Raw genomic sequence first — 25,559 nt, forward strand, 5'->3', positions numbered from 1 at the left:
GAGAACCACGGCGACCCTGACGGAATCGCTTGGATCGAGTCTACGAGTCTGAGGCGAGCGCGGCGTCGCCGTTTTGCAGAGCATCGACAAATGCGTCGGCGATTATCTGTGAGGTCTGCGCAATCTGCCAGGACCGAGCACCAAGTTCGGTGAGATCGGATGCCACATCCGACGCGCTCGATCCGCTCGGCTGCCAGCACACTCGGCGCAGGAAATCGGGGTGAGGAGGTTCTCGGTCGGCATGCCGAGCTCCTGCGCGCGCTGCTCGACGGCGGGGCGGGCGTGCTTCAGACGGGCATCGGCTTCCGGGTTGCGTTCCGCCCAGGCACGAGGCGGCGGCGGCGCATCACTGGGGATGCGCTCACGGGGCGGTTCGGGTGCGACGCGGCCGCGCTCGATGGCCTGCCACCAGCGGTCCAGCTGCGAGCGGCTGGCTCTGCCCTGGAAGGTCTTGAGCCCGGCGAGCGCGGCCTTCGACTGCGGAGCGGCGAGCACGGCGGCGACGAGGGAGCGGTCCGGGACGAGGCGCCCCGGCGAGACGTCCTTCTCCTGCGCGTACTCCTCGCGGGCGAGCCAGAGCTCTCGCGCGATGGCGAGGTTGCGTCCGCCGCGCACCTGGTGGAGACCGCTCAGGCGCCGCCACGGTTCACCGCGGGCGGGCTTGGGCTCACGTGTGCGTGTGGCCTCGAACTCCTGTGCGGCGAAGTCGGTCTTGCCCTGCTCCTCGAGCTCGGCGAGGAACTGACGGCGGATCTCGGGCAGGTAGACGACGTCGAGGGCGGCATACTCCAGCCAGGAATCGGGCAGCGGACGCGTCGACCAGTCGGCGGCGGAGTGCGCCTTGGCGAGGGAGACGCCCGTGACATGCTCGACGATCGCGCCGAGGCCGACCTTCTCGTATCCGAGGAGGCGGGCGGCGAGCTCGGTGTCGAAGAGGGAGGGCGGCACGAGATCGAGTTCGCGCAGCGACGGCAGGTCCTGGCTGGCCGCGTGGAGGATCCACTCCAGGCCGCCGATCGCCTCGCGCAGGGAGGAGAAGTCGTCGATGCCGATCGGATCGATGAGGTAGGTGCCCGCGTCTTCGCGGAACACCTGGATCAGATAGGCGCGCTGCGAGTAGCGGAATCCGGAGGCGCGTTCGACGTCGACGGCGGCGGGCCCCGTTCCCATGGCGAGGCGCGCGGAGGCCTCCCTGAGCCCGGAGACGTCACCGATCACGGTGAAATCAGCCACGCTGCCCCTTTCGTGCGCCGAATACGGCGATGTCCTCCGACCCCGGCGGGAGCCCTGCGAGCATCCCCACCAGTTCTGCCCATGCTTCCACATGTGCGGGGAAGGGGGCGACGGGCGACCAGGAGGCGCGCAGCTCCACCTGGGCTCCGTCTCCTTCGGAGGCGAGTCCGCCGAAGCCCTTGGAGATCGTCTTCGTGGTCGTCCCGGATGCGGCGTGGTAGGTCGCGCCGCGCGACTCGAGCGCATCGATGAGCCAGGACCAGGCCACCTCGGCGAGCAGCGGATCGGCACCGATCTCCGGCTCGAGCGGAGCCTGTGCGAAGGCCACGATGCGCCAGGGTCCGCCCCAGGAGGAGGGCTCGTCGGGATCGTGGAGGAGGACGAAGCGACCGGTCCCGTAGAGCGAATCGCCCTCCGCGTTCGGGCGGACATCGGCGGCCAGAGCGAGCGCGGCCGGCGCGAGGCCCGTCGGTGCCGGGATCTCGTGCACCACGATGTCTGCGCGGAAGGTCATCTTCCGCACCGAGGCGGCTGCATCCTCGAAGAGCGCATCGGGAACGATCGGGTCGGTCACGTGAACAGGCTAGAGTCAGGAGGCGATGAAGAGTCTCAGGCACGCCGCACGGGCAGCCCTCACCCTGCTGCTCGCTCTCGTGGCCGCGGGGTCGCTGCTGGCCCTGGTGGTCTTCCGCATCGCGCGCTCGGTCGTGACCCCGTCGCGGCGGAAGCCGGATCTGCAGATCCTCGCGATCGACACCTCCGCCCAGACGATCGAGCTGACCCGCACGGCCGACACCGAGCTGCCGGGGCGCTACGGGCTGCTGACGAGCGGCACATACGACTACATCAAGATCGGCGCCGTGCTGAGCACCGGCCCGATGAGCGTGCGTCGCAAGCTGCTGACGAAGATCGACGCCTCCGCACGGGTCGACAAGGACGCCGCCTTCAGCGGTTGGTACTACGCATCGCCCTCGGAGCTCCATCTTCCCTACGAATCGGTGATCATCGGCGCGCCGCACGGACCCTGCCCGGCCTGGTTCTTCCCCTCGGAGCGGGACACCTGGGTGATCCAGGTGCACGGGCGGGGCACGACGCGGGCGGAGTGCCTTCGTGCGGTCCCGGTCTTCCAAGCCGAGGGGTTCCCCGTCCTCGTGGTGTCCTATCGCAACGACGGGGAGGCCGCGCGCAGCCGGTCGGGCGCCTACGGGCTCGGCTCGACCGAGTGGCACGACGTCGATGCGGCGATCGGGCACGCCCTGCGTCACGGGGCCCGTCGCGTCATCCTGATGGGATGGTCGATGGGTGGTGCGATCGTCCTCCAGGCGCTGACCTCCTCGGTCCACCGCGAGCGCATCGCCGGCGTCGTGCTCGAGTCTCCGGTGGTCGACTGGCGCCCGGTGCTGGACTTCCACGCGAAGCTCGCCGGCATGCGCGATCCTCTGCCGGCGCTGGCGCTCGGCGCCCTCTCGTCGGATCTGACCGCGCGCCTGTCGGGCGCCGAGGCGGCGATACCCTTCGACCGGCTCGACATGGTCGCCCGCTCGGCCGAGCTCGGTGCACCCGTCCTATTGCTGCACAGCGACGATGACGGCTTCGTCCCCTCCGACGCCTCCCACGCGCTGGCGGAGGCGCGGCCCGATCTGGTGACCATGAAGGCCTTCACCGTGGCACGTCACACCAAGCTCTGGAACTACGATCAGCAGGGCTGGACGAAGGCGATCACCGACTGGCTGTCCGGCAACGGCTTCCTGAACGACTCTGCGGGCGACTAGGCGCGCCTCTCGCGGACCAGTCGTTTGGCCCGCATGAGCATGCCGGTCATCCCGGCGATGCGCAGCGGCGAGACCGCACGGGTCAGACCGATGCTCTGGGGGTAGTCGGCAGGGATGCCGAGAACCTGCTCTGCCGTCAGGCCGCTGATCCCCTGCACGAGGATGCCGGCGAAACCCCGCGTCGTCGGCGCCTCGGGCGGTGCCGTCGCGTGCATGGAGACGATGTCATGGTCATCGACGTCGACGAAGATGTAGACCGGCGACTGACACTCCGCGACCCGTTCGCTCAGCTCCGGATGATCGGCCAGTTCCTGCGGGAGCTCCGGCAGCTCGCCGGAGAACTCCAGGAGCAACTGGAGTCTGTCCGACTCGGGAAGCTCCAGGAACTCCGACCGGATGTCCGCGAGGGACTCGGGAAGGGTGGAATCGCTCACGCGAGCAATTCTGGCACGCTCAGAGCGAGCCCGGCTCGCTCCCGGTCACGATCGGAACGCGCACCGCGCTGCCCCACTCCGTCCAGGAGCCGTCATAGTTGCGCACCTTCTCGAAGCCGAGGAGATGCTTGAGCACGAACCAGGTGTGGCTGGAGCGTTCGCCGATGCGGCAATAGGCGACGATGTCGTCGCCATCGGTCAGGCCGGCACCGTCGCGATAGATCGCATCGAGCTCGGCGCGGGTCTTGAAACCGCCGTCCTCCGCGACGGCCTTCGCCCAGGGCACGCTCTGCGCGGTCGGGATGTGGCCGGCACGCAGTGCGCCCTCCTCGGGGTACGCCGGCGCCGAGGTACGCTCACCGCTGTACTCCTCGGGGGAGCGCACGTCGATGAGCGGGTTTCCGAGGTGCGCGAGCACGTCGTCCTTGTAGGCGCGCAGGATCGTGTCGTCGCGCTCGACCACCGGGTAGTCGGTGGGCTCGGGGGAGGGCGTCTCGGTCGTGATCTCCCTGCCCTCGGCGATCCAGCGGTCGCGGCCGCCATCGAGGAGGCGCACGTCCTCGTGGCCGAAGAGCGAGAACACCCACAGCGCGTAAGCGGCCCACCAGTTGTTCTTGTCGCCGTAGATGACCACGGTGTCGTCGCGTGAGATGCCCTTGCGGCTGAGGAGGGCGGCGAAGCCCTCACCGTCGACGTAGTCGCGTACGACCGGGTCGTTGAGCTCGGTGTGCCAGTCGACCTTCACGGCGCCCGGGATGTGACCGGTCTCGTAGAGGAGCACGTCCTCGTCGGACTCGACGACGACGAGACCCGGCTTCCCGAGATTCTCGGCGAGCCACTCGGTCGTGACGAGACGGCCGGGTTCGGCGTACTCGGCGAACTTGGGAGACGAGGTGTCGAGTTCGATGGTCACGATGCACTCCTTGTCGTCACGCGCGGCGTGGTTCGGGGAGACGGCGTAGGCTGGTGCCGTCCCCACTCACGTTAGTTGCCCTGGGTGACGTGCGCGTGAATCTCGTAAGACTTCGACACAGGAACCGCATGACCGACACCACCACCCAGACGGGGATCGTGCACCTCACGGATCGGATGCCGCAGATGGGCGGTGCCGAGATCCTGGCGAGCCTGGTCCCGCCGCCGCAGTTCGACGGGGCGACCTTCGACAGCTACCGCGCCGATGACGCCTACCCCTCCCAGGAGGAGGCCAAGCAGCTTCTGCTGCGCTTCGCCGGACGGTCCGTGCCGGTGAAGCGCGCCGGCCTGTTCAGCCGTCCCAAGAAGGAGACGCCGATGAAGCCCGGCGTCTACCTCGACGGCGGGTTCGGCGTCGGCAAGACCCACCTTCTCGCGGCGATCTATCACGCGATGCCCGCGCGCCGGAAGTACTTCGGCTCCTTCATCGAGTACACGGCTCTCGTCGGTGCGCTCGGGTACAAGAACACCGTCGACCTGCTGCGCGGTGCCGATCTGCTGTGCATCGACGAGTTCGAGCTCGACGATCCGGGCGACACGATGGTCATGACACGGCTGCTCGGCGAGCTCGTGGCATCCGGCACCCGCATGGCGGCGACCTCGAACACGCCGCCCAACGCCCTGGGCGAGGGGCGCTTCGCCGCGCAGGACTTCCTCCGCGAGATCCATCAGATGGCCGATCGCTTCCAGACCATCCGCATCGACGGCGTCGACTTCCGCCAGCGCTCCCTGGACGGGCAGGCCAAGGTCTGGGATGAGCAGTCCTATGCGGCCGAGATCACGGATGCGGCGGACGTCTCTGCGGCATCCGACGACTCCTTCGAGGACCTCGTGCGCCACCTCGCCCGCGTGCACCCTTCGCGGTACATCCGGCTCATCGACGGGCTGGCCGGCATCGGTCTCCGTGACGTGCACACGCTCACCGACCAGTCCGAGGCGCTGCGCCTGGTCGCTTTCGTCGATCGCGCCTACGATGCGCAGATCCCGGTGATCGCCACGGGAACCCCGCTCAACGAGGTCTTCAGCGAGGAGATGCTCGGCGGCGGGTACCGGAAGAAGTACCTCCGAGCCATCTCGCGCCTGGTCGCGCTGACCCACTCGCAGCGCGCGTAACACGCTTGTAACCCCTGTGCGTCTTACGTAACGCACACGAAACACTCCACGCCTCGTTCGGAAACGGATCGTCGCCACACTGGCAACCACCGAGTGAGCGCCCAGACCCGTCTCCGCACTCACACGGACCCTGTCACCAACCGATGTGAGGTAACACACAATGGACAACGGAGCCTTCGCCTGGGCCGTCACAGCCACCGCCCTGGTGCTGTTCATGACTCCCGGCCTAGCTTTCTTCTACGGCGGCCTGGTCAAAGCCAAGAGCGTCGTCAGCATGATGATGATGAGCTTCGGTGCGCTCGGGCTCGTCAGCGTGCTGTGGATTCTCTACGGCGCCAACATGAGCGCAGTCGACTCGGTGTGGGCCTTCGCGGGCAACCCGTTCTCGGACTTCGGCCTCGCAGGCATCGCCGACGACAACGAGGCGCTCATCGGCACCGCCTTCGGCGCCACCTTCGCCATCATCACCACCGCGCTGATCTCGGGCGCCATCGCCGACCGCGCGAAGTTCGGACCCTGGCTCATCTTCGCCGGTGTCTGGGCGACTCTCGTCTACTTCCCCGTCGCCGCGTGGGTCTGGGGTGGCGGCTGGATCCAGAACCTCGGTGAATCGCTGGGCTTCAGCGTCGAGGTGCTCGACTACGCCGGCGGCACGGCCGTGCACATCAACTCCGGTGCGGCGGCGCTCGCCCTGGCGATCGTGCTCGGCAAGCGCATCGGCTTCCAGAAGGGCATCCTCAAGCCGCACAACGTTCCGCTCGTGGTGCTCGGCGCCTCGATCCTGTGGTTCGGCTGGTTCGGATTCAACGCGGGTGCCGAGTTCGGCAACGACATGGCTGACGTGGGCATCATCGTCCTGAACACGATCGGCTGCACCGCGGCCGCTGTGCTCGCCTGGCTGGTCGTGGAGAAGATCAAGGAGGGCAAGCCCACCTCGGTCGGCGCGGCCTCCGGTGCCGTCACGGGCCTGGTCGCCATCACTCCCGCCTGTGCCTTCCTGACCCCGGTTGGGCGCTGCTGCTGGGTGTCATCGCCGGAACCATCTCGGCACTGGCCGTCGAGCTGAAGTTCAAGCTCGGCTTCGACGACTCGCTCGACGTGGTCGCCATCCACCTGATCGCCGGCGTCGTCGGCACGCTGTACCTCGGCTTCTTCGCCACCGGCACCGGCCTGTTCCTCGGTGGCGGCTTCGAGCAGCTGATCGTGCAGTTCATCTCGGTGGTCGCCGTGGCCGGCTACTCCTTCGCCGTCGCCCTGGGCCTCGGCTTCCTTATCGAGAAGACCATCGGCTTCCGCGTGAAGAACGAGGACGAGATCGCCGGCGTGGACCTGGTCGTCCACGGCGAGGAGGGCTACGCGATGGCCAACGACTGAGGACGGGTAGGGTGTCCGTGTGAGTGCGCTCAAGGACATCCTCTCCGGTCTCGCTCAAGGCCTCATCACAGCACTGAGTGACCAGACGCCCCGGCAGGAGCATCCGCCGGGGCGTTCTGGCGCGCCGACGCCGACGCTGAACCCGAAGCCTCGAGGGCAGACCGGCGGCGTCTCCCCGTCGCCGGAAGATCTCGAGCACGGCAGGGCCCGGGAGCCGAGACCATCGCGGTGGATCCTCAGCGTCTGCCCGATGTGCGCATCACCTATGCGCCGTCGCGCGACGGGGATCCGGATGCCGGTGAGGTGATCTGGACGTGGGTGCCCTATGAGGAGAACGACGGTCGCGGCAAGGACCGTCCGGTGCTGGTCATCGGACGCCAGTCGGCGGATCGTGTCTATGCGGTGCGCATGACGAGCAAGGCGCATGAGGGCTCCCGCAACTACCTCCCGATCGGGCCGGGTGACTGGGACTCCCAGGGGCGTCCGTCCTGGGTCGACATCGAGCAGCTCTACAGCGTGCACACGACCGGCATGCGGCGCGAGGCGGCGACCCTGGACAAGGAGCGCTACATCGTCGTCGCGAGGGCCCTGGTGCAGCGCTACGGCTGGGCGGTGGGGGAGGAAGGCTAGCGCCGGGCTTCCGGCGCGTCGTGGAGCTCGTGGACGGCGCTCGTGCCGCTGCCGGGCCGCGACTCCCACGCCCAGGTCTCTTCGAGCGTGAGGCGGCCGTCGTCGCCGCGGACGATCACCGAGGTGCACCGGCCCGTCGACGTCTCGCCGTCGGCGCTGAGCTGGCTGTAGCGGAAGTGCAGCGTGTCGCCGTGGCGCGTGCCCACGAGGAAGCCGCGTCGCACGTCGCCGCCGGCGTAGGAGGCCCAGATCTCGGCATCCGACTCGTGGTACTCGAAGATCGTCTCGGGCCCGACCTCCCCGCCCTCCGTGGGCGCGGATGCGGCGAAACGCAGGCCGTCGAGAGAGGGGAGCGGAGGGGTGTTCGTCATGAGAGGACCTCGGTGTGTGGTGGGCGATACCAGACTCGAACTGATGACCTCTTCCGTGTGAAGGAAGCGCGCTACCAACTGCGCCAATCGCCCATGACCGCAAGCGGTCGAGTATTGATAGTACCGGATGCGAGAGGGGTTCCCGAACCGGGAAACATGACACGCGCGGAATGTGTCCCGGTTTTGACTGGGAGCGAGTTTCGGCTAAAGTCGTTCAAGCGCCGGTAACCCGGAGCAAACGCGGATGTAGCGCAGTTGGTAGCGCATCACCTTGCCAAGGTGAGGGTCGCGAGTTCGAGTCTCGTCATCCGCTCGAGTGCAGGAATCCCCGCCAGGGATTCACGGCACGTGGGGTCAATCCACACGGTGGCGTGGCCGAGCGGCTAGGCACCGGCCTGCAAAGCCGTTTACACGGGTTCGAATCCCGTCGCCACCTCACCGCAACAACTTAACAGCCCGAACGGGCGCGATTGGCGCAGCGGTAGCGCGCTTCCCTGACACGGAAGAGGTCACTGGTTCGATCCCAGTATCGCGCACTCACGAACCCCCGGATCTCCGGGGTTTTCTGGTTTCTGCGGGTCGCCACGCACTCTGCGCGGCTAGCATGTCTGCATGGCCCAACTCGTGCTGACCGTCGTCGGGGATGATCGTGCCGGACTCGTCAAGGCGCTCGCGGAGGTCGTGAGCGATCACGACGGCAACTGGGAGCGCAGCGAACTGGCAGAGCTCGCCGGTGCCTTCGCCGGCATCGTGCTGGTGTCGGTGCCGGACGAGCGCGAGGCGGCCCTCACCGCGGCGCTCCACGAACTGGACGGGCTGCTGCGGATCACCGCGCACAGCGGTCTCGCGGCATCCGATGGCCGCGGCGACGCAGAGACGATCACGTTCTCGGTGCTCGGAAACGACCGCCCGGGCATCGTGCGCGAGGTGACCGCCGCTCTCGAACGCAACGGCTTCACGATCGACCGCTTCACGAGCCAGACGCGCGAAGCGCCCATGGCCGGCGGCACTCTCTTCGAAGCATCGGTGCAAGCCCGCGCCACGCAGGCCGCAGACCGTGAGCGGGCGACATCCGATCTGGAACAGCTCGCACACGAGATCCAGGTGGAGCTCACCGTGGCCTGAACGGCGCACAGGGCGAGGTTCCGAGGCAGCCGGAACGGAGACGGATAGACTCCGAACAGGGGGCTTCCTCACGCGCGCCTTTCGCGCACATCACCGTCGCACCAGGAAGATCATCAGCATGCGTCAGCACACCATCGCCGGATTCTCTGTCATCGTCATTGCCGGAGCCCTCGCGCTCACCGGCTGCTCGGGCGTCGATCAGGGCGTCGCGTCGGGCGGAAGCCAGAGCGTCGCGGAGGCCTGTCAGGTCGCGAACGACACCATGGAAGCGGTCGGCACCGAGGTGTCGGCCTCGATGGAGGATCTCTCCGTCGGCGAGTTCGGCGCCGCGGTCGAGGCCTTCACACAGCTCAGTGATGGTCTCGACGAGACCGTGACGAAGGTGTCGAACACCGAGGTCAAGGCGGTCCTCAGCGATCTGAGCGGCCATGTCGGCGACTTCGCCGACCTCTTCGACGGTCTGGACGACGGCGACCTGACCGGGGTCGCCGACAGGCTCGACGACTTCGAAGCGATCATGACCGGGATCCAGGAGTCCGCCGTCAAGCTCGAAGAGCTCTGCGGAGCCTGACCCTACCCTCGCACCGGATGCCCCGCCTCGGTCGCGGGGCATCCGGCGGTGAGCGGAGGCTCCAGCAGAGTGCGAAACCTCGATAAGCTGGATGCCATGGAACAACGCTGGCTTCGCGCCGCAGTAGCGGCGTCCGTCACACGAACGTCTCGCGCCTGAGCGGGCAGAGCGCGATGCGCTCGAAGCTGAGCACCCATCATCCTTGCCGCATTCTGGAGAAGTTCTCTTGACCGACCCTGCATCCTCACCGTCCGTTTCGTTCCCGGCCGACGGCTTCGCGCTGTTCCCGGACCGCTCCGTCGTCGCCATGCGCGTGAACGGCGAGCTGAAGGACCTCGCTACCGTCGTAACGGAGACGGATGCCGCAGAGCCGGTTCACGTCGACAGCCCCGACGGCCTCGACATCCTGCGCCACTCCGCCGCGCACGTGCTCGCGCAGGCGGTGCAGCGCATCCGTCCGCAGGCGAACCTCGGCATCGGCCCGCCCATCGAGAACGGGTTCTACTACGACTTCGGTGTCGATGAGCCTTTCACTCCGGAAGACCTGAAAGCGATCAAGAAGGAGATGGAGCGGATCGTCCGCGAGAACCAGCGGTTCGTGCGCCGGGTCGTCTCCGACGAGGACGCGCAGGCGGAGCTGGCCGGAGAGCCCTTCAAGCTCGAGCTCATCGGGCTCAAGGGCGGCGCGGCGAACGCGGCCGAGGGCGCCTCCGTCGAGGTGGGCGCCGGCGAGCTGACGATCTACGACAACGTCACTCGCGACGGCGAGACCGCGTGGAAGGACCTCTGCCGCGGCCCGCACGTGCCCGGCACCCGGATGATCGGCAACGGCTGGGATCTCACCCGCGTCGCCGGCGCCTACTGGCGCGGCAGCGAGAAGAACCCGCAGCTGCAGCGCATCTACGGCACTGCATGGCCCACGAAGGACGAGCTGCGCGCCTACCAGCACCGGCTCGAGGAGGCCGCCAAGCGTGACCACCGCAAGCTCGGCAAGGAGCTCGACCTCTTCTCCTTCCCTGACGAGATCGGCTCGGGACTGTCCGTCTGGCACCCCCGCGGTGGGATCGTGCGGGGTGAGATGGAGCAGCACGCCCGTCGTCGGCACGTCGAGGGCGGCTACACCTACGTGTACACGCCGCACATCTCCAAGGAAGACCTGTTCCTCCAGTCGAACCACCTCGTGACCTACAAGGAGGGCATGTTCCCGCCCATCCACATGGACGAGGAGCGCGACGCGGAGGGCAACGTCACCAAGCAGGGCGTGGACTACTACCTCAAGCCCATGAACTGCCCGATGCACATCCTCATCTTCAAGGAGCGCGCCCGCAGCTACCGCGACCTCCCGATGCGTCTGGCCGAGAACGGCACGGTGTACCGCAACGAGCTCTCCGGCACGCTGCACGGTCTCACGCGCGTCCGGGGATTCACCCAGGACGACTCGCACCTCTTCGTCACCCCCGAGCAGCTGGAGAGCGAGACGACCCGGGTCATCGAGTTCGTCATCTCCATGCTGCGCGACTTCGGCCTGGACGAGTTCGAGCTGGAGCTGTCGATGCGCGACGACGAGAAGGAGAAGTGGATCGGCTCCGACGAGTTCTGGGAGTACTCCACGAACGCGCTGCGCAACGTGGCGCTGAAGACCGGCCTGAAGCTCACCGAGGTGCCGGGCGAGGCGGCCTTCTACGGGCCGAAGATCGACCTGAAGACCCGGGATGCGATCGGTCGCGTCTGGCAGCTGTCGACCGTCCAGGTCGACCCGAACCTGCCCGAGCGCTTCGGCCTGGAGTACACGGGCCCTGACGGCGAGAAGCACCGCCCGATCATGATCCACCGTGCCCTCTTCGGTTCGATCGAGCGCTTCTTCGCGATCCTGCTGGAGCACTACGCCGGGGCCTTCCCGGTGTGGCTTTCGCCGGTGCAGGTCGTGGGCATCCCCGTCGCCGAGGAGTACGCGCCGTACCTCGACGGCATCGTCGAGCGTCTGCGCGGGGCCGGCGTGCGCGCCGAGGTCGATCACTCCGACGACCGGATGCAGAAGAAGATCCGTACGCACACGACGCAGAAGGTGCCGGTCCAGCTGATCGCGGGGGAGAAGGATCGCGACGGCGGCACCGTCTCCTTCCGCTTCCGCGACGGCTCGCAGACCAACGGCGTCCCCGTGGACGAGGCGATCGAGAAGATCCTCGCGGCGATCGAGGGCAAGGCGCTGGTGAACTCGGCCGAGGACTTGGCGTGAGCGACCCCTCGATGGGCTCGGAGGCCGAGGCGGCGGACGGACTCGTCGGGGTTCCCGACGAGTTCCAGCGGCTGTGGACGCCGCACCGGATGGCCTACATCAAGGCCGGCCCCGAGCCACTGCGCGAGGTCTGCCCGTTCTGCGAGGCACCGGAGAAGCGCGACGGCGAGAGCCTCATCGTGGCACGCGGCCTGACGGCCTATGTCGTGCTGAACCTCTACCCGTACAACTCCGGGCACCTGCTGGTCTGCCCCTACCGGCACATCCCGACGTACGACGAGGCCACGGGCGAGGAGGTCGCCGAGATCGGCGCCCTCACGCAGACGGCGATGCGCGTGCTCCGCGCGGTGTCGCGCTGCGACGGCTTCAACATCGGGATGAACCAGGGCGCGGTCGCCGGAGCCGGCGTCGACGCCCACTTGCACCAGCACGTCGTGCCCCGATGGACATCGGATGCGAACTTCTTCCCGATCATCGCGAAGACGAAGGCGCTGCCGCAGCTGCTGGGCGAGGTGCGCGACGCGATCGCGGGGGCCTGGCCGGCGTCCTGATCGCGTCTCGTCTCGCTTCGCTCGCGGGGCGACCGGAACGAGTGGGCGGTCAGCGGACGCGCGTGGCGGCGAACTGCAGGCGCGGGTGCGCGTAGAACTCCTGCGCCTCGATGAGCTGCAGCTCTCGCCTGCCGGATTCGTGGGTGAGGCGCAGCAGGTCGTAGACGCTCGACGCCGTGCGCTCGAGGGCGGCTGCGGCATCCGATGTCGCCGTGTAGTGCGCCGAGAACAGCGCTGCCGTCACATCGCCGGAGCCGTTGGCCTTCATCGGCAGCAGCGGCGTCTGCACGATCCAGGCTCCGTCGTCGGTCACCGCCAGCATCTCGATCGTCCCCTCCGGGCGGTCGGGCCGCTCGACGCTCGTCACGAGGATCGTGCGCGGACCCATCGACCGGGCGAGGTCGGCCGATGCGAGCGTCGACTCGAGCGTGTCGGGCTCGGTACCGGTGAGGTAGCCGAGCTCGAACTGGTTCGGGGTGATGAGGTCGGCGACCGGAACGACCTTCTCGCGGAGGAGCTCCGGGATGGCGGGAGCGACGAAGCAGCCCGACTTCGCGTTGCCCATGACAGGATCGCAGGCGTAGATCGCCGCGGGATTGGCCGCCTTCACCCGCGCGACGGCGTCGATGATGACGTCTGCGATGCCCTCGCTGCCCTGATACCCCGAGAGCACGACATCGATCTCGGCGAAAGCGCCACGCTCCTCGATCCCGGTGATGACCTCGCGCACGTCCTCCGGCGCGATGAGCGGCCCGCGCCAGGCGCCGTACCCGGTGTGGTTGGAGAAGTTCACCGTGTACACGGGGAGGACCTCGACGCCGATGCGCTGAAGAGGGAAGACGGCGGCGGAGTTTCCGACATGGCCGTAGGCGACCGCCGACTGTATCGAGAGCACTGTCATCCTTCGATCCTCTCACTCCTCGGAATCGTCCCGCGAACGCTCCCGCTCACGACACGGCGTCGGCAAGATCGGTGGCGAGCAGAGCAGCGTCCGCATCACTCAGATCGTGCACCGTCAGGCGCAGGTGATGCGAGGGACCCTCGGCATCCAGTGCGAACTCGTCGCCCGTCCGTGCCAGCCAGCCTCGGCGCATCAGGCGCTCGACCACGGTTCGCGCAGGGATCGGCAGACCCACCCAGAGATTCAGGCCGTCGCCGGCGGTCACCGTGAGCCCGAGCGCGCTCAGACGCGCGACGAAGGCGGCGTTGCGTGCGGCATAGTGTCGGCCGGCATCCGCTATCGACGCCCGCACGGCCTCGTCCGAGAGCTGCGCGTAGGTGAGACGCTGCAGCAGGTGGCTGACCCACGTCGTACCGGGGCTCAGCCGCATCGCGAGGCGGTCGGCGGTGGTCGGGTCGGTCGCCGCCACCGCGAGGCACATGTCGGGTCCGAGGAACTTCGACACCGAGCGCACGAGGGCGAACCGTTCGTGGTCCGCGCTGATGAGCGACTCGTAGGGGTGCTGGGCGAGCAGCGAGAAGTGATCGTCTTCGACGATGAGCACGTAGGGGTGGTCGGCGAGCAGCGCACGCAGCTCGGCGGCTCGCCGGGGCGACAGGTTCGCTCCCGTGGGGTTCTGCGCGCGCGGGGTGCAGATGAGGGCCCGGATGCCGGCATCGAGCGCCTTCCGCAGGCCGTCGACGGTCATCCCCTCGTCGTCGACGGGGACGCGGATCGCGCGGTAGCCGCCCAGACGCACGGTGTGGATGCTGGACAGGAAGCAGGGGTCTTCGAGGGCGACCGCGTCGTCGCGCATGAGCGCCTGCGCGAGAAGGCGCTCGACGGCGTCCACCGCGCCGCTCGTGACGGTGATGCGGACCGTTTCGGGGGCCAGGTCGGCCTCGACCCAGTTCAGCGCCCACGCCTCCAGGTCCTGATCGATCACCGGCTCGCCGTACAGCACCGGCCGACCGGCGGCCGCGGTCAGAGCACGAGCGGGGTCGGGGATGCGTGCCGGGTCGGGGTTTCCGGTGCCGATATCGCGCAGGACCGTCCCCGGCGAGTAACCCTCCTGCGGACCGCGGTCTGCGGCGGCGAGCGTGGTGCCCGCGCGGCCGCGGCTGACGACGAGGCCGGCCGCGGCGAGCTGCTGATAGGCGGATGCCGCGGTGTTCCTGTTCACGCCGAGCAGAGTCGCCAGATCGCGCACGGAGGGGAGGAGTTCACCAGGGGAGAGCAGGCCGCGGTCGCGCAGCGAGCGGACGCTGTCGGCGATCTCGCCGGCGGTCGTACCCGTGATCAAGGTGCTCATGGTGTGACCGAGTCTATCTTTGTCCTGCATCAGTGGTAAGTTCTGTCCTAGGTCAAACGTTCCGCCATCCCGAGAGGCTCTGAGATGTCTGCTGCAGAAACCACCACCGGAACCGGGCGCGTCAAGCGCGGTCTCGCCGAGATGCTCAAGGGCGGCGTCATCATGGATGTCGTCACGCCCGAGCAGGCCAAGATCGCCGAAGACGCGGGTGCGGTCGCCGTCATGGCGCTGGAGCGCGTGCCCGCCGACATCCGTGCGCAGGGCGGCGTCTCGCGCATGAGCGACCCCGACATGATCGACGGCATCATCGAGGCCGTCTCCATCCCGGTGATGGCCAAGGCCCGCATCGGGCACTTCGTCGAGGCGCAGGTGCTCCAGGAGCTCGGCGTCGACTACATCGACGAGTCCGAGGTGCTCTCGCCCGCCGACTACGTCAACCACATCGACAAGTGGGGCTTCGACGTGCCCTTCGTCTGCGGTGCCACCAACCTGGGAGAGGCGCTGCGCCGCATCACCGAGGGTGCCGCGATGATCCGATCCAAGGGCGAGGCCGGAACCGGCGACGTCTCCGAGGCGATGAAGCACATCCGCAAGATCCGCGGCGAGATCGCGGCCCTGGCCGCGCTGTCGAGGGACGAGCTGTACGTCGCGGCGAAGGAGCTGCAGGCGCCGTACGAGCTGGTCACCGAGATCGCCGAGACCGGAAAGCTCCCCGTCGTGCTGTTCGTCGCGGGCGGCGTCGCCACTCCCGCGGATGCCGCGATGATGATGCAGCTGGGCGCCGACGGCGTCTTCGTGGGCTCGGGCATCTTCAAGTCCGGCAACCCCGCCGAGCGCGCCGCCGCGATCGTGAAGGCGACGACGGCCTACGACGACGCCAAGGTCATCGCCGACGTCTCGCGCGGGCTCGGAGAGGCCATGGTCGGCATCAACGTCTCCGACCTTCCCGCGCCGCACCGCCTCGCCGAGCGTGGCTGGTGACGTCGCCGCGTTTCGTCTCGCTCCGCTCGCTCAACGACCGGGACCGCGTACGTGTCTGAGACCGTAGGCGTTCTCGCACTGCAGGGCGATGTGCGTGAGCACGAGGCGGCGCTCACCGCGCTGGGCGCGGAGGTCGTGCGCGTGCGGACGCCGGAGCAGCTCCGGCAGGTCGGCGGGCTCGTCATCCCCGGAGGGGAGTCGAGCGTGATCGACAAGCTCTCGCGGATCTTCGGCGTGCAGCATCCGATCCGCGAGGCCATCCGCGCGGGCATGCCCGTGTACGGCACCTGCGCAGGGCTCATCATGCTCGCCGACACCGTCCTGGACACCATCGACGGGCAGGAGTCCTTCGGCGGTCTCGACGTCGCCGTGCGCCGCAACGCCTTCGGACGGCAGACGGAGTCCTTCGAGACGGAGCTTCCGGTTCCCGTGCTCGGCGAGCCGCCCGTGCCGGCGACGTTCATCCGCGCGCCGGCCGTCGAACGGGTCGGCCCGGGGCGACGTCGCTGGCGACGCTCCCCGACGGCACCGTGGTCGCGGTCGAGCAGGGCGCGCTGCTGGGAACCTCCTTCCATCCGGAGATGAACGGCGAGCTGCGCTTCCACGCACGGTTCCTCGATCATGTGCGTCGGCGAGGCGTTCGTTAGAATGGACGACGCCCTCCCGGACGGGTGGGGCGCGGAGACACGAGCGGAGTTTCATGTCAGGGCATTCCAAGTGGGCGACGACCAAGCACAAGAAGGCCGTCATCGACGCGCGTCGTGCGAAGTCGTGGGCCAAGCTCATCAAGAACATCGAGGTGGCGGCGAAGCTCGGCGGACCTGACCTGCAGGGCAACCCGACGCTCTTCGACGCCGTGCTGAAGGCGAAGAAGACCTCGGTGCCCAAGGACAACATCGACCGCGCGATCAAGCGTGGCGCGGGCATCGGCGGCGAGGCCGTCGAATACTCCTCGATCATGTACGAGGGCTATGGTCCGAACGGCGTGGCGCTCATGATCGAGTGTCTGACCGACAACAAGAACCGTGCCGCCGCCGAGGTGCGCACCGCGCTCACCCGCAACGGCGGCACGCTCGCCGACCCGGGCAGCGTCGCCTACAACTTCACGCGCAAGGGCGTCATCGTCGTCGGCAGCGAGGGTACGACCGAAGACGATGTGATGCTGGCGGTGCTGGACGCCGGCGCCGAAGAGGTCGAGCCGCATGCGCAGGGCTTCGAGGTCATCACCGAGGCCACCGATCTGGTGACGGTGCGCACGGCGCTGCAGGAGGCGGGCATCGACTACGAGTCGGCGGACGTCGAGTTCGTGCCGAATCTGAAGGTCGAGATCGACGCCGACACGGCCCGCAAGATCTTCCGTCTCATCGACGCGCTCGAAGACAGCGACGACGTGCAGAACGTCTACAGCAACTTCGACCTGACCGCAGAAGTGCAGGCCGAGCTCGAGAACGACGACTGATCTCGCTTTCCCGGTCGTTGAGCGAGCTTTGGCGTTTCGGCTCCGTCGCTTCGCGCCCTCGCTCAGCGACCGGATATGACGGTGCCGGGCGGCGGCGTGCCGAACGGAGCGGCGACCGTCCTCCCCGTAGCCTGAAGCCGTGACCACCCCTCGACTGCGCGTGCTCGGAATCGACCCCGGGCTGACCAGGTGCGGCGTCGGAATCGTCGACGTCGACCGCTCGCGCCGCGCGAGCCTCGTGCACGTCGGCGTCGTGCGCAGCACCGCCGACGCTCCGGTGGCCGAGAGGCTGGCGGCGGTGGCCGCCGGCATCCGATCCGCCATCGAGACGCACGCACCCAATGTCGTCGCCGTCGAGCGCGTCTTCGCCCAGCACAACACGCAGACCGTGATGGGCACGGCCCAGGCCAGCGGTGTGGCGCTGCTGCTCGCCGCCGAGGCGGGCCTGCCCGCGGCCACGCACACGCCGAGCGAGGTCAAGGCGGCCGTCACCGGCTACGGATCCGCCGACAAGCGGCAGGTCCAGGCGATGATCGCCCGGATCCTGCGCCTGGATGCGCCGCCCACTCCGGCGGATGCCGCAGACGCCCTGGCGATCGCGCTCTGCCACGCTTGGCGGCGGGGGAGCCTCGTCGCCGCGGCGGCAGAGGCGCTCACCCCCGCCCAGAGGGCGTGGGCGGAGGCGGAGCGTGTCGCTCGAACATAAGTACGACCCGAACGCGTAGGCTGAAGCCATGATCTCCTCACTGCATGGCACGGTGCTCGCCACCGGCCCTGATCACGTCGTCATCGAGGTGGGGGGCGTCGGCTTCTCCGTGGCGGTGCCCGGAGACGTCGCGCACACCGCGCACGCGGGGGAACGGCTCAGGCTGCACACCCAGCTCATCGTGCGCGAAGACGCGCTCTCGCTGTACGGCTTCGCCGAGGCCGATGAGCTGGAGGTGTTCAGCCATCTGCTCACGGTGACCGGCGTCGGTCCCAAGTCCGCTCTGGGTGTCATCGCCCACCTCACCGTCGATCAGATCGCCGTCGCCGTCGCCGAGGAGGACGACGCGCCGTTCCGGAGGGTGTCGGGCATCGGTCCGAAGACCGCCAAGCTCATCGTCATGCAGCTGGCCGGCAAGCTCACGGCTCCCGTGCGGACGGATGCCGCGGCATCCGCCTCGTCGGCGATCCTCGATCAGGTCACCGCCGCACTCGTCGGGCTCGGCTGGTCCGAGAAGGTCGCCGCCGAGGCGGCGATGCAGACCGCGGAGGGCGCGAGCGACGCCGAGCGCCGGTCGGTCGCCGGACTCCTGCGCCGCACGCTCGCGGCACTCGGTCCGGCGCAGGCGGGAGCAGCCCGTGGCTGACTTCCTCGATGCCGCCGAACCGTTCGACGAGACCGAACTCGCCGTCGAGGGCGCCCTGCGTCCCGCGACGCTGTCCGAGTTCGTCGGGCAGCACAAGGTCCGCGGGCAGTTGCAGCTCCTTCTCGATGCCGCCCGTCTGCAAGACCGGCCCGCCGACCACATCCTCATGTCGGGTCCTCCCGGACTCGGGAAGACGACGCTCGCGATGATCGTCGCCAACGAGAGCAATCGTCCGCTGCGCCTGTCGAGCGGTCCCGCCATCCAGCACGCCGGCGACCTGGCCGCACTGCTGTCGAGCCTCACTCCGGGCGAGGTCCTGTTCATCGACGAGATCCACCGGATGGCCCGCTCGGCCGAAGAGATGCTCTACCTCGCGATGGAGGACTTCCGCATCGACATCATGGTGGGCAAGGGGCGGGGGCGACGAGCATTCCGCTGGACCTGGCGCCCTTCACCCTCCTCGGGGCCACGACGAGGTCGGGGCTTCTGCCCAACCCGCTGCGCGACAGATTCGGCTTCACCGCGCACCTGGAGTACTACGAACCGGAAGAGCTCGAGCAGGTCGTCGCCCGTTCCGCCTCCATGCTCGGCGTCGTCATCCCGCAGGAGGCGCGCGCCGAGATCGCGCGGCGCTCGCGCGGGACGCCGCGCATCGCGAACCGTCTCCTGCGGCGGGTGCGGGACTACGCCCTCGTCCACGGCGGCTCCGACTCCGCGGCGAGTCTGGACGACGTGCAGGCGGCGCTGGAGCTCTACGATGTCGACCCGATCGGCCTGGACCGTCTCGATCGCAGCGTCCTCGACGCGCTGGTGCACAAGTTCAACGGCGGACCGGTGGGTCTGAGCACCCTTGCCGTGGCGGTCGGTGAGGAGGCCGAGACGGTCGAGAGCGTCGTGGAGCCCTACCTTGTGCGCATCGGATTCCTCGGACGCACGCCCCGCGGCCGCATCGCCACCCCTGCGGCCTATGCGCACCTCGGCGTCAGACCCGTGCATGAGGGTCTGGGGCTGCATGACCTATAATCACTGAAGGCTCCTCCCGAATCCCCATTTGCGCGCCGTCGGCGTGATTTCTCGAAAGGCTTGCAACCTCTTATGCCCACCGAATTCTTGCTTTTTGGCGCACTGGGTCTTCTGCTGGTGTTCATGATCTTCAACACCCGCCGCCGCACCCGTCAGATGAAGGCGGAGCAGGAGGAGAAGCGCGCGGGCACCGTTCCCGGCGCGAAGGTGCTGCTCCAGGGCGGCCTGTACGGCACGATCGTGTCCTACGACGGTGAGGACCTCGATGCTCCCGCTCTGGTCGAGCTCGCTCCCGGCACCGTCGTCGAGGTGCACAGCCAGGCGATCCTGCGCATCGTCGACCCGGTCGAGGTCCCGGAAGACGCCTCGGATCTCACCGACGAGGAGGACGGCGACGACGTCGAGCCCTCGTCCGGCATCGAGACGCCCGAAGAGACCCGTGCGCGCCTGGAGCGCGACGGCGACGACAAGTAATCGCCAGCGCATCCCCGACAGAAACCTGAACTCACGTGGCCTCATCTTCTCCGGTTCGTCATGCGTGGCGAGTCCTCCTCGGTCTGCTCCTCGTCACCGCCGCGCTCTTCGGCGTGAACGCCGTCGGCGTCCACGTCGTCAAGGAGAGCTCGTGGGCGCCTGAGCTCGCGCTCGACCTGCAGGGCGGCACGCAGATCGTGCTGAGCGCGGTCACGGAGGAGAATGCCAACCCCACACAGGAGCAGCTCGACCAGGCCGTCCAGATCATCCGCCAGCGCGTGGATGCGGCGGGTGTCGCTGAAGCCGACATCACCACCGAGGGCGGGCGCAACATCGTCGTCCAGCTCCCCGGCGTCGTCGACGAAGAGACCCGCGCCCGCATCGAGGCGAGCGCACAGATGGAGCTGCGCGCCGTGATCGCCGCTTCCGCGGGCACGAACCAGTTCATGGGCGAGGACGGTCAGCCCACGCCGTACCCGAGTCCGGATCCGACTCTGAACGCGATTCCGACGCCGGAGCCGACCGACGGCAGCGATCTGGCCTGGGTCACCGACAAGCTCGAGGCCGAGTTCTTCGCCTACGACTGCGCCAACCCCGAGAACAACCCGAGTCAGGCACCCGCGAGCCAGCCGCTCATCACGTGCGACACCTCGGGCACGGTCAAGTACATCCTCGGCCCGGCCGAGCTCGACGGCTCGTCCATCGACGACGCCGTGGCCGGCCGCGACCCGAACTCCGGCGCGTGGACGGTGCAGCTCACCTTCGACGCGGAGGGACGAGAGACGTTCGGCGAGATCAGCCAGCGTCTCTATGGAGCGACCGAGCCGCTCAACCAGTTCGCCTTCGTCCTCGACGGCGCGGTCATCTCCGCTCCTCGGATGCAGGCGGTCATCCTCACCGGCAACCCGAGCATCTCGGGCAGTTTCACGCAGGAGAGCGCACAGCTGCTGGCCGATCAGCTCCGCTACGGTGCGCTGCCGCTGAGCTTCACCGTCGAGAGCACCAACACGATCTCGGCGACCCTCGGATCGCAGCAGTTGCAGATCGGCCTCATCGCCGGTCTCATCGGTCTCGCGCTCGTCGCCCTCTACTCCTTGCTGAGCTACCGGACACTGGGCGTGGTGATCATCGCCTCGCTGGCGGTGATGGCGGTGCTGACCTATATCCTCATCGCGATCCTCGCGTGGCGAATAGGGTTCCGCCTGTCTCTGGCCGGTGTGGCCGGTCTGATCGTCGCGATCGGTTTCTGTGCTGACTCGTTCATCGTCTACTTCGAACGAATACGAGACGAGATGCGCGACGGCAAGGGCATCACGACGGCCGTCGAAGACGGGTGGGCCCGCGCCAAGCGCACGATCTACATCTCCAAGTCGATCAACGTCCTCGCCGCCGTGGTGCTGTACGTCCTCGCCGACTCGACGGTGAAGGGCTTCGCGTTCACGCTGGGGCTCACGACGATCCTCGACGTCTTCATCTTCATCGTCTTCACCCACCCGGTCATGCAGCTGCTCGCCCGCACGAAGTTCTTCGGGCAGGGGCATCCGCTCTCGGGCATGGATCCTGCGGCGCTCGGCGCCGTGTACCACACGCGCACCGAGTACCGCACGGTGCAGGCGGGCACGGCGGGCAAATCTGCCAAGGCCGCCCGCTCCCGCCGCGAGGCCGAGAGGCGCCAGACGATCGCAGAACGCAAGCGCGCCGAGGCTCTCGCCACGAACCCGGACAGCGCATCGGGGAAAGAAGGTGACGCCTGATGGGCTGGAACGAATTCGGCAACGACCTCTACACGGGGAAGCTCTCCTTCCCCTTCGTCGCGAAGCGCCGGCTGTGGTTCATCATCGCGATCGTCCTCGTCGTCGGCTCGATCATCATCCCCTTCACCAAGGGTGTGCAGTTCTCGATTGAGTTCACGGGTGGCTCGCAGTTCATCGTGCACAACCCGGCAGACACCGATCAGGACATCGCCACGCAGGCCGTGCGTGAGGTGGTTCCGGAGGCGACCACGAAGGTCGCCGTCATCGGAGGCACCGACGTCCGCGTGCAGACCGACCAGATGACGGCGGGGGAGACCCTCCAGGTCACCCAGTCGCTCTCCCGGGCGTACGACGTCCCGATCGAGGAGATCGCCGACTCCTACATCGGCCCGGCCTGGGGCGAGAGCGTCACGCGACAGTCGCTGTGGGGGCTGGTGATCTTCCTCACCCTGACCTTCATCATCCTCGCGATCTACTTCCGCACGTGGAAGATGTCGCTGGCGGCGATCATCGGACTGCTCGACGTCCTCGTGATCACGATCGGGGTCTACGCCCTCGCCGGGTTCCAGATCTCGCCGGCGGCGGTGATCGGGTTCCTCACGATCCTGGCCTATTCGCTCTACGATACGACGGTCGTGTTCGACAAGATCAGGGAGAACACGACCGACGACGGGGAGAAGACCGGGCGCCTGTTCGGCGAGTCGGTGAACCTCGCCGTGAACCAGACGCTCGTGCGTTCGATCAACACCTCGATCGTGGCCTCGCTGCCGGTCGCGGCGATCCTCTTCATCGGTGCGTTCTGGATGGGGCGGAGACGCTGACCGACATCTCGCTGTCGATCTTCGTCGGAATCCTCGTGTCGACCTATTCGACGATCTTCGTCGCGGCGCCGCTGTACGCGTACTTCCGTGAGAAGGAGCCGCAGATCATCGCCCGCGACGATCGCGTGCGCGAGATCCGCGAGCGCGCCCTCGCCGACGCCTGAGCATCGGGCGCTGCGCCGCCGAGGGTGCAGCGGAGCGTAGGATTGTGCGACACGAGGAGGTCGAACGATGGCGGATGCGCCGGTCCAGGCACAGGGCTCGAGCCTGCGCCGACTCGTGCCGCGCATCTTCTCGCGCGCCTCGAGGATCAATGACCTCGACAACCTGATCCGCACGGTCCGCTCCAACCACCCGAAGGGCGACCTCACGGTCATCGAGCGCGCCTACGGGATCGCGAAGGAGAAGCACGAGGGACAGAAGCGGCATAGCGGCGAGCCGTACATCACGCACCCGATGGCGGTCGCGCAGATCCTCGCCGAGCTCGGCCTCGGTCCGCGGGCGATCGCGGCGGCGCTCCTGCACGACACGGTGGAGGACACCGGGTACGCGCTCACCGACCTCACCGCCGAGTTCGGCGACGAGGTGGCGATGCTCGTGGACGGCGTCACCAAGCTCGACAAGGTCAAGTACGGCGAGAGCGCTCAGGCCGAGACCGTCCGGAAGATGATCGTCGCGATGTCGAAGGACATCCGTGTGCTGCTGATCAAGCTCGCCGACCGCCTGCACAACGCTCGCACCTGGGGTTTCGTCGCCCCGGAGAAGGCGGCGAAGAAGGCCAAGGAGACACTCGAGATCTACGCCCCGCTCGCGCATCGACTGGGTATCCAGACGATCAAGTCGGAGCTGGAAGACCTGTCCTTCGCGGTGCTGCACCCGAAGATCTACGCCGAGATCGAGAGTCTCATCGCGCAGCGGACCCCGCAGCGCGCCCAGTACATGCAGAACGTGGTCGCCGAGATCAACGAGGATCTGCACGAGCTCCGCATCCGCGGCAAGGTCGTCGGACGCCCGAAGCAGTTGTACTCCGTCTACCAGAAGATGGTGGTGCGCGGCCGGGAGTTCGACGACATCTACGACCTCATCGGCATCCGGGTCCTCGTGAACTCGGTGCGCGACTGCTACGCGGTGCTCGGGGCGATCCACGCGCGCTGGACCCCGCTCCCGGGGCGCTTCAAGGACTACATCGCCACGCCGAAGTTCAACCTGTACCAGTCGTTGCACACGACGGTGATCGGCCCCGGCGGACGCACGGTCGAGATCCAGATCCGCACGCACGAGATGCACCATCAGGCCGAGTTCGGCGTCGCTGCGCACTGGATGTACAAAGAGCGCATGGCCGGCGGCAAGGCGGAGGCCAAGACCAGCGACCACGACATGGCCTGGCTCGCCCACATCTCGGACTGGCAGGCCGAGACCGCCGACCCGAGCGAGTTCCTCGACTCGTTGCGCTTCGAGATCGGTGCCAAAGAGGTCTACGTCTTCACCCCGAAGGGCCGTGTGATCGGTCTTCCCTCGGGGCGACACCCGTCGACTTCGCCTACGCGGTGCACACCGAGATCGGCCACCGCACGATGGGGGCGAAGGTCAACGGTCGCCTCGTGCCGCTGGAGACCGTGCTCCAGAGCGGCGACGTGGCAGAGGTGTTCACCTCGAAGAACCCGGATGCCGGACCCAGCCAGGACTGGCTGAGCTTCGTGAAGTCCACACGCGCGCGCAACAAGATCCGCGGATGGTTCACCAAGGAGCGCCGCGAAGAGGCGATCGAGCAGGGCAAGGAGTCGATCGCCCGGGCGATGCGGCGCCAGAACCTGCCCCTGCAGCGGCTCATGGGTCAGGACACCTTCGCCGAGCTCGCGCGTCAGCTGCACTACGAAGACGTCTCTGCCCTCTATGCGGCCGTGGGCGAAGGTCATGTCTCGACGCAGTCGGTGATCGAGAAGGTCACGGCCCTCGTCGCGGCCAGCGACACGAACACGGGAGCGATCGAGCTTCCGACCCTCGGCACGGCGCGTCAGCCGCGCTCCGGGGACTCGGGCGTCCTCGTGCGCGGTGAGGCCGACATCCTCGTGAAGCTCGCGAAGTGCTGCACCCCTGTTCCCGGCGATGAGATCGTCGGCTTCGTGACGCGAGGCAGTGGCGTCTCAGTGCACCGTGCCGACTGCACCAACGTGCGCGCGATGGGTGACGAGAAGGAGCGCTTCATCGAGGTGGAATGGGCGCCCACGTCCAAGACGGTCTTCCGCGTCCACATCCAGGTCGAGGCACTGGACCGTTCCGGACTGCTCTCGGATGTCACCCGGGTGCTCAGCGAGCACCACGTGAACATCCTGTCGGCGTCGGTGTCGACGACCACCGACCGTCTCGCCATCAGCCGCTTCGTCTTCGAGATGGGCGACTCCGTGCACCTCGATCGGATCCTCAACGCCGTGCGCCGCATCGATGCGGTCTACGACGTCTACCGCGTCACCTCGTCGTAGCGGCCGCGCCGAGCTCGGAGAGCAGCGCAAGGCCGTGCCTCTTCCCGGGGACGCGTCCTCGATCGCTCAGCGAGACGCGGGCCGCCGTCGCCAGTGACGGGTCCAGTGCCGCGAGTGCTCGCGCCCATCGTGTGAAGGAGGGATGAGTCGGGCTCAGCCGCGCCAGGTCGCACAGTGTTCGGACGGGCGTGGTGACCAGGACCGGCCCGATGAGCTGCCCGTCGTCAGCGGCGAGCGGGATATCGTGAAAGCGCCTTCGCGGGAGATGCGGCACGCGCACGCGCCGCGGGACGGCCCGCTGCACGTGATGGGTCGTGGGCGGTCCGTCGCCGGCTCCGTGTATCCAGGCCGCGGTCGGCCCCATGGCGGCCGTCCCCTCGGGGATGAAGCCGACGACGGCCGTCGCCCGTGCCGAGGGGCCCTCGACGGTGTCGGCGGGCATGTAGGCGTCACCGACCTCGACGAGGTGACCGTCCAGCCGCGCGGCGCACAGCTCGGAGAGCGAGAGCCTCTCACCGGGGAAGTAGAAGAGCGCGGGGTGCATGTGCGTCAGTGTGCCGCACATCGCCCGTCGCCGACGG

General features: G+C 68.1%; 20 protein-coding genes, 4 tRNA genes and 6 pseudogenes. 21 read left to right on the forward strand and 9 right to left on the reverse strand.

From position 1 onward, the window contains the following. Positions 1-40 precede the first annotated feature (40 nt). Positions 41-1,233, reverse strand: a pseudogene (locus KAE78_RS14295) (HRDC domain-containing protein). Beyond that, on the reverse strand, positions 1,226-1,747 hold the full coding sequence (locus tag KAE78_RS14300; protein WP_262927874.1) for a DUF3000 domain-containing protein: 522 nt from the start codon (positions 1,745-1,747) through the stop codon (positions 1,226-1,228). The pseudogene KAE78_RS14295 and the gene KAE78_RS14300 overlap by 8 nt, the downstream one beginning before the upstream one ends. Positions 1,748-1,832: 85 nt before the next feature. Here KAE78_RS14300 and KAE78_RS14305 point away from each other — a divergent pair, with 85 nt between their 5' ends. Next, a complete protein-coding gene (locus KAE78_RS14305; RefSeq protein WP_223171274.1) occupies positions 1,833-3,005 on the forward strand; it encodes an alpha/beta hydrolase family protein in 1,173 nt (390 codons plus the stop codon). On the opposite strand, the gene KAE78_RS14310 is transcribed toward KAE78_RS14305, so the two are convergent. Both KAE78_RS14310 and KAE78_RS14315 read right to left on the reverse strand, forming a co-directional pair. Continuing rightward, positions 3,002-3,439, reverse strand: coding sequence for a SufE family protein (locus KAE78_RS14310; protein WP_223171275.1), 438 nt, complete (start codon positions 3,437-3,439; stop codon positions 3,002-3,004). The genes KAE78_RS14305 and KAE78_RS14310 overlap by 4 nt on opposite strands. Before the next feature lie 19 nt (positions 3,440-3,458). Further along, positions 3,459-4,352 carry a sulfurtransferase gene (locus tag KAE78_RS14315; protein ID WP_223171276.1) on the reverse strand — a complete coding sequence of 298 codons (894 nt, stop codon included), beginning with the start codon at positions 4,350-4,352 and terminating at the stop codon, positions 3,459-3,461. Between the two features lie 128 nt (positions 4,353-4,480). Here KAE78_RS14315 and zapE point away from each other — a divergent pair, with 128 nt between their 5' ends. The 3 genes and pseudogenes from zapE (at position 4,481) to KAE78_RS14330 (ending at position 7,528) form a co-directional block, all read left to right on the forward strand. Next, the gene (gene zapE / locus KAE78_RS14320) at positions 4,481-5,524 is read left to right on the forward strand and encodes a cell division protein ZapE (RefSeq protein ID WP_223171277.1); all 1,044 of its coding nucleotides are present in this window, start codon (positions 4,481-4,483) and stop codon (positions 5,522-5,524) included. A 160-nt stretch (positions 5,525-5,684) separates the two neighbouring features. After that, positions 5,685-6,898: pseudogene (locus KAE78_RS14325) on the forward strand (ammonium transporter). Positions 6,899-7,126: 228 nt separating this feature from the next. Beyond that, positions 7,127-7,528 (forward strand): type II toxin-antitoxin system PemK/MazF family toxin, encoded by a 402-nt coding sequence (locus KAE78_RS14330; RefSeq protein WP_223171278.1) that lies wholly within the window; start codon positions 7,127-7,129, stop codon positions 7,526-7,528. On the opposite strand, the gene KAE78_RS14335 is transcribed toward KAE78_RS14330, so the two are convergent. Then, complete coding sequence (locus KAE78_RS14335; protein WP_223171279.1) at positions 7,525-7,899, reverse strand: hypothetical protein; 375 nt, start codon at positions 7,897-7,899, stop codon at positions 7,525-7,527. The two genes, KAE78_RS14330 and KAE78_RS14335, sit on opposite strands and share 4 nt — an antisense overlap. 17 nt (positions 7,900-7,916) lie before the next feature. Further along, a tRNA-Val gene (locus KAE78_RS14340) sits at positions 7,917-7,992 on the reverse strand. A 147-nt stretch (positions 7,993-8,139) separates the two neighbouring features. Between KAE78_RS14340 and KAE78_RS14345 the strand changes: the two genes are divergently transcribed. The 7 genes from KAE78_RS14345 (at position 8,140) to KAE78_RS14375 (ending at position 12,382) form a co-directional block, all read left to right on the forward strand. Beyond that, a tRNA-Gly gene (locus KAE78_RS14345) sits at positions 8,140-8,212 on the forward strand. Between the two features lie 52 nt (positions 8,213-8,264). Beyond that, a tRNA-Cys gene (locus tag KAE78_RS14350) sits at positions 8,265-8,335 on the forward strand. A gap of 28 nt (positions 8,336-8,363) precedes the next feature. Further along, positions 8,364-8,435: transfer RNA gene (locus KAE78_RS14355), tRNA-Val, on the forward strand. A gap of 76 nt (positions 8,436-8,511) precedes the next feature. Further along, complete coding sequence (locus KAE78_RS14360; RefSeq protein ID WP_223171280.1) at positions 8,512-9,024, forward strand: glycine cleavage system protein R; 513 nt, start codon at positions 8,512-8,514, stop codon at positions 9,022-9,024. A gap of 118 nt (positions 9,025-9,142) precedes the next feature. Next, the gene (locus tag KAE78_RS14365) at positions 9,143-9,595 is read left to right on the forward strand and encodes a hypothetical protein (protein ID WP_223171281.1); all 453 of its coding nucleotides are present in this window, start codon (positions 9,143-9,145) and stop codon (positions 9,593-9,595) included. A gap of 307 nt (positions 9,596-9,902) precedes the next feature. After that, complete coding sequence (gene thrS / locus KAE78_RS14370) at positions 9,903-11,831, forward strand: threonine--tRNA ligase (RefSeq protein WP_223172509.1); 1,929 nt, start codon at positions 9,903-9,905, stop codon at positions 11,829-11,831. An 11-nt stretch (positions 11,832-11,842) separates the two neighbouring features. After that, on the forward strand, positions 11,843-12,382 hold the full coding sequence (locus KAE78_RS14375; RefSeq protein WP_223172510.1) for an HIT family protein: 540 nt from the start codon (positions 11,843-11,845) through the stop codon (positions 12,380-12,382). Positions 12,383-12,431: 49 nt separating this feature from the next. Here the strand turns inward: KAE78_RS14375 and pdxY are convergent, their stop codons facing one another. Beyond that, complete coding sequence (gene pdxY / locus KAE78_RS14380) at positions 12,432-13,283, reverse strand: pyridoxal kinase PdxY (RefSeq protein ID WP_223171282.1); 852 nt, start codon at positions 13,281-13,283, stop codon at positions 12,432-12,434. A gap of 46 nt (positions 13,284-13,329) precedes the next feature. Further along, on the reverse strand, positions 13,330-14,634 hold the full coding sequence (locus tag KAE78_RS14385; protein WP_223171283.1) for an aminotransferase class I/II-fold pyridoxal phosphate-dependent enzyme: 1,305 nt from the start codon (positions 14,632-14,634) through the stop codon (positions 13,330-13,332). Between the two features lie 84 nt (positions 14,635-14,718). On the opposite strand from KAE78_RS14385, the gene pdxS reads away from it, so the two are divergent. From pdxS to KAE78_RS14435, 10 genes and pseudogenes are all read left to right on the forward strand, one after another. Beyond that, the gene (gene pdxS, locus KAE78_RS14390; RefSeq protein ID WP_223171284.1) at positions 14,719-15,615 is read left to right on the forward strand and encodes a pyridoxal 5'-phosphate synthase lyase subunit PdxS; all 897 of its coding nucleotides are present in this window, start codon (positions 14,719-14,721) and stop codon (positions 15,613-15,615) included. 51 nt (positions 15,616-15,666) lie between these two features. Next, positions 15,667-16,262, forward strand: a pseudogene (gene pdxT / locus KAE78_RS14395) (pyridoxal 5'-phosphate synthase glutaminase subunit PdxT). A gap of 53 nt (positions 16,263-16,315) precedes the next feature. Beyond that, the gene (locus tag KAE78_RS14400; protein ID WP_223171285.1) at positions 16,316-17,074 is read left to right on the forward strand and encodes a YebC/PmpR family DNA-binding transcriptional regulator; all 759 of its coding nucleotides are present in this window, start codon (positions 16,316-16,318) and stop codon (positions 17,072-17,074) included. 139 nt (positions 17,075-17,213) lie between these two features. Continuing rightward, positions 17,214-17,780 carry a crossover junction endodeoxyribonuclease RuvC gene (gene ruvC / locus KAE78_RS14405; protein ID WP_223171286.1) on the forward strand — a complete coding sequence of 189 codons (567 nt, stop codon included), beginning with the start codon at positions 17,214-17,216 and terminating at the stop codon, positions 17,778-17,780. A gap of 28 nt (positions 17,781-17,808) precedes the next feature. Continuing rightward, positions 17,809-18,426, forward strand: a complete 618-nt coding sequence (ruvA, locus tag KAE78_RS14410; RefSeq protein ID WP_223171287.1) for a Holliday junction branch migration protein RuvA — start codon at positions 17,809-17,811, stop codon at positions 18,424-18,426. Beyond that, positions 18,419-19,449 (forward strand): annotated as a pseudogene (ruvB, locus tag KAE78_RS14415) (Holliday junction branch migration DNA helicase RuvB). The gene ruvA and the pseudogene ruvB overlap by 8 nt, the downstream one beginning before the upstream one ends. Before the next feature lie 72 nt (positions 19,450-19,521). Then, a complete protein-coding gene (locus tag KAE78_RS14420) occupies positions 19,522-19,923 on the forward strand; it encodes a preprotein translocase subunit YajC (protein WP_223171288.1) in 402 nt (133 codons plus the stop codon). Between the two features lie 35 nt (positions 19,924-19,958). Continuing rightward, positions 19,959-21,677 carry a protein translocase subunit SecD gene (secD, locus tag KAE78_RS14425; RefSeq protein ID WP_223171289.1) on the forward strand — a complete coding sequence of 573 codons (1,719 nt, stop codon included), beginning with the start codon at positions 19,959-19,961 and terminating at the stop codon, positions 21,675-21,677. After that, positions 21,674-22,662, forward strand: a pseudogene (secF, locus tag KAE78_RS14430) (protein translocase subunit SecF). Before secD ends, secF begins: the two are co-directional and overlap by 4 nt. A gap of 67 nt (positions 22,663-22,729) precedes the next feature. After that, positions 22,730-24,978 (forward strand): annotated as a pseudogene (locus tag KAE78_RS14435) (RelA/SpoT family protein). Here KAE78_RS14435 and KAE78_RS14440 read toward each other — a convergent pair. After that, positions 24,965-25,522, reverse strand: a complete 558-nt coding sequence (locus KAE78_RS14440) for a type IV toxin-antitoxin system AbiEi family antitoxin (protein WP_223171290.1) — start codon at positions 25,520-25,522, stop codon at positions 24,965-24,967. The pseudogene KAE78_RS14435 and the gene KAE78_RS14440 overlap by 14 nt on opposite strands. Positions 25,523-25,559: the final 37 nt, after the last annotated feature.

It is taken from the genome of Microbacterium sp. NIBRBAC000506063, from assembly GCF_017968845.1.
Taxonomy (GTDB): domain Bacteria; phylum Actinomycetota; class Actinomycetes; order Actinomycetales; family Microbacteriaceae; genus Microbacterium.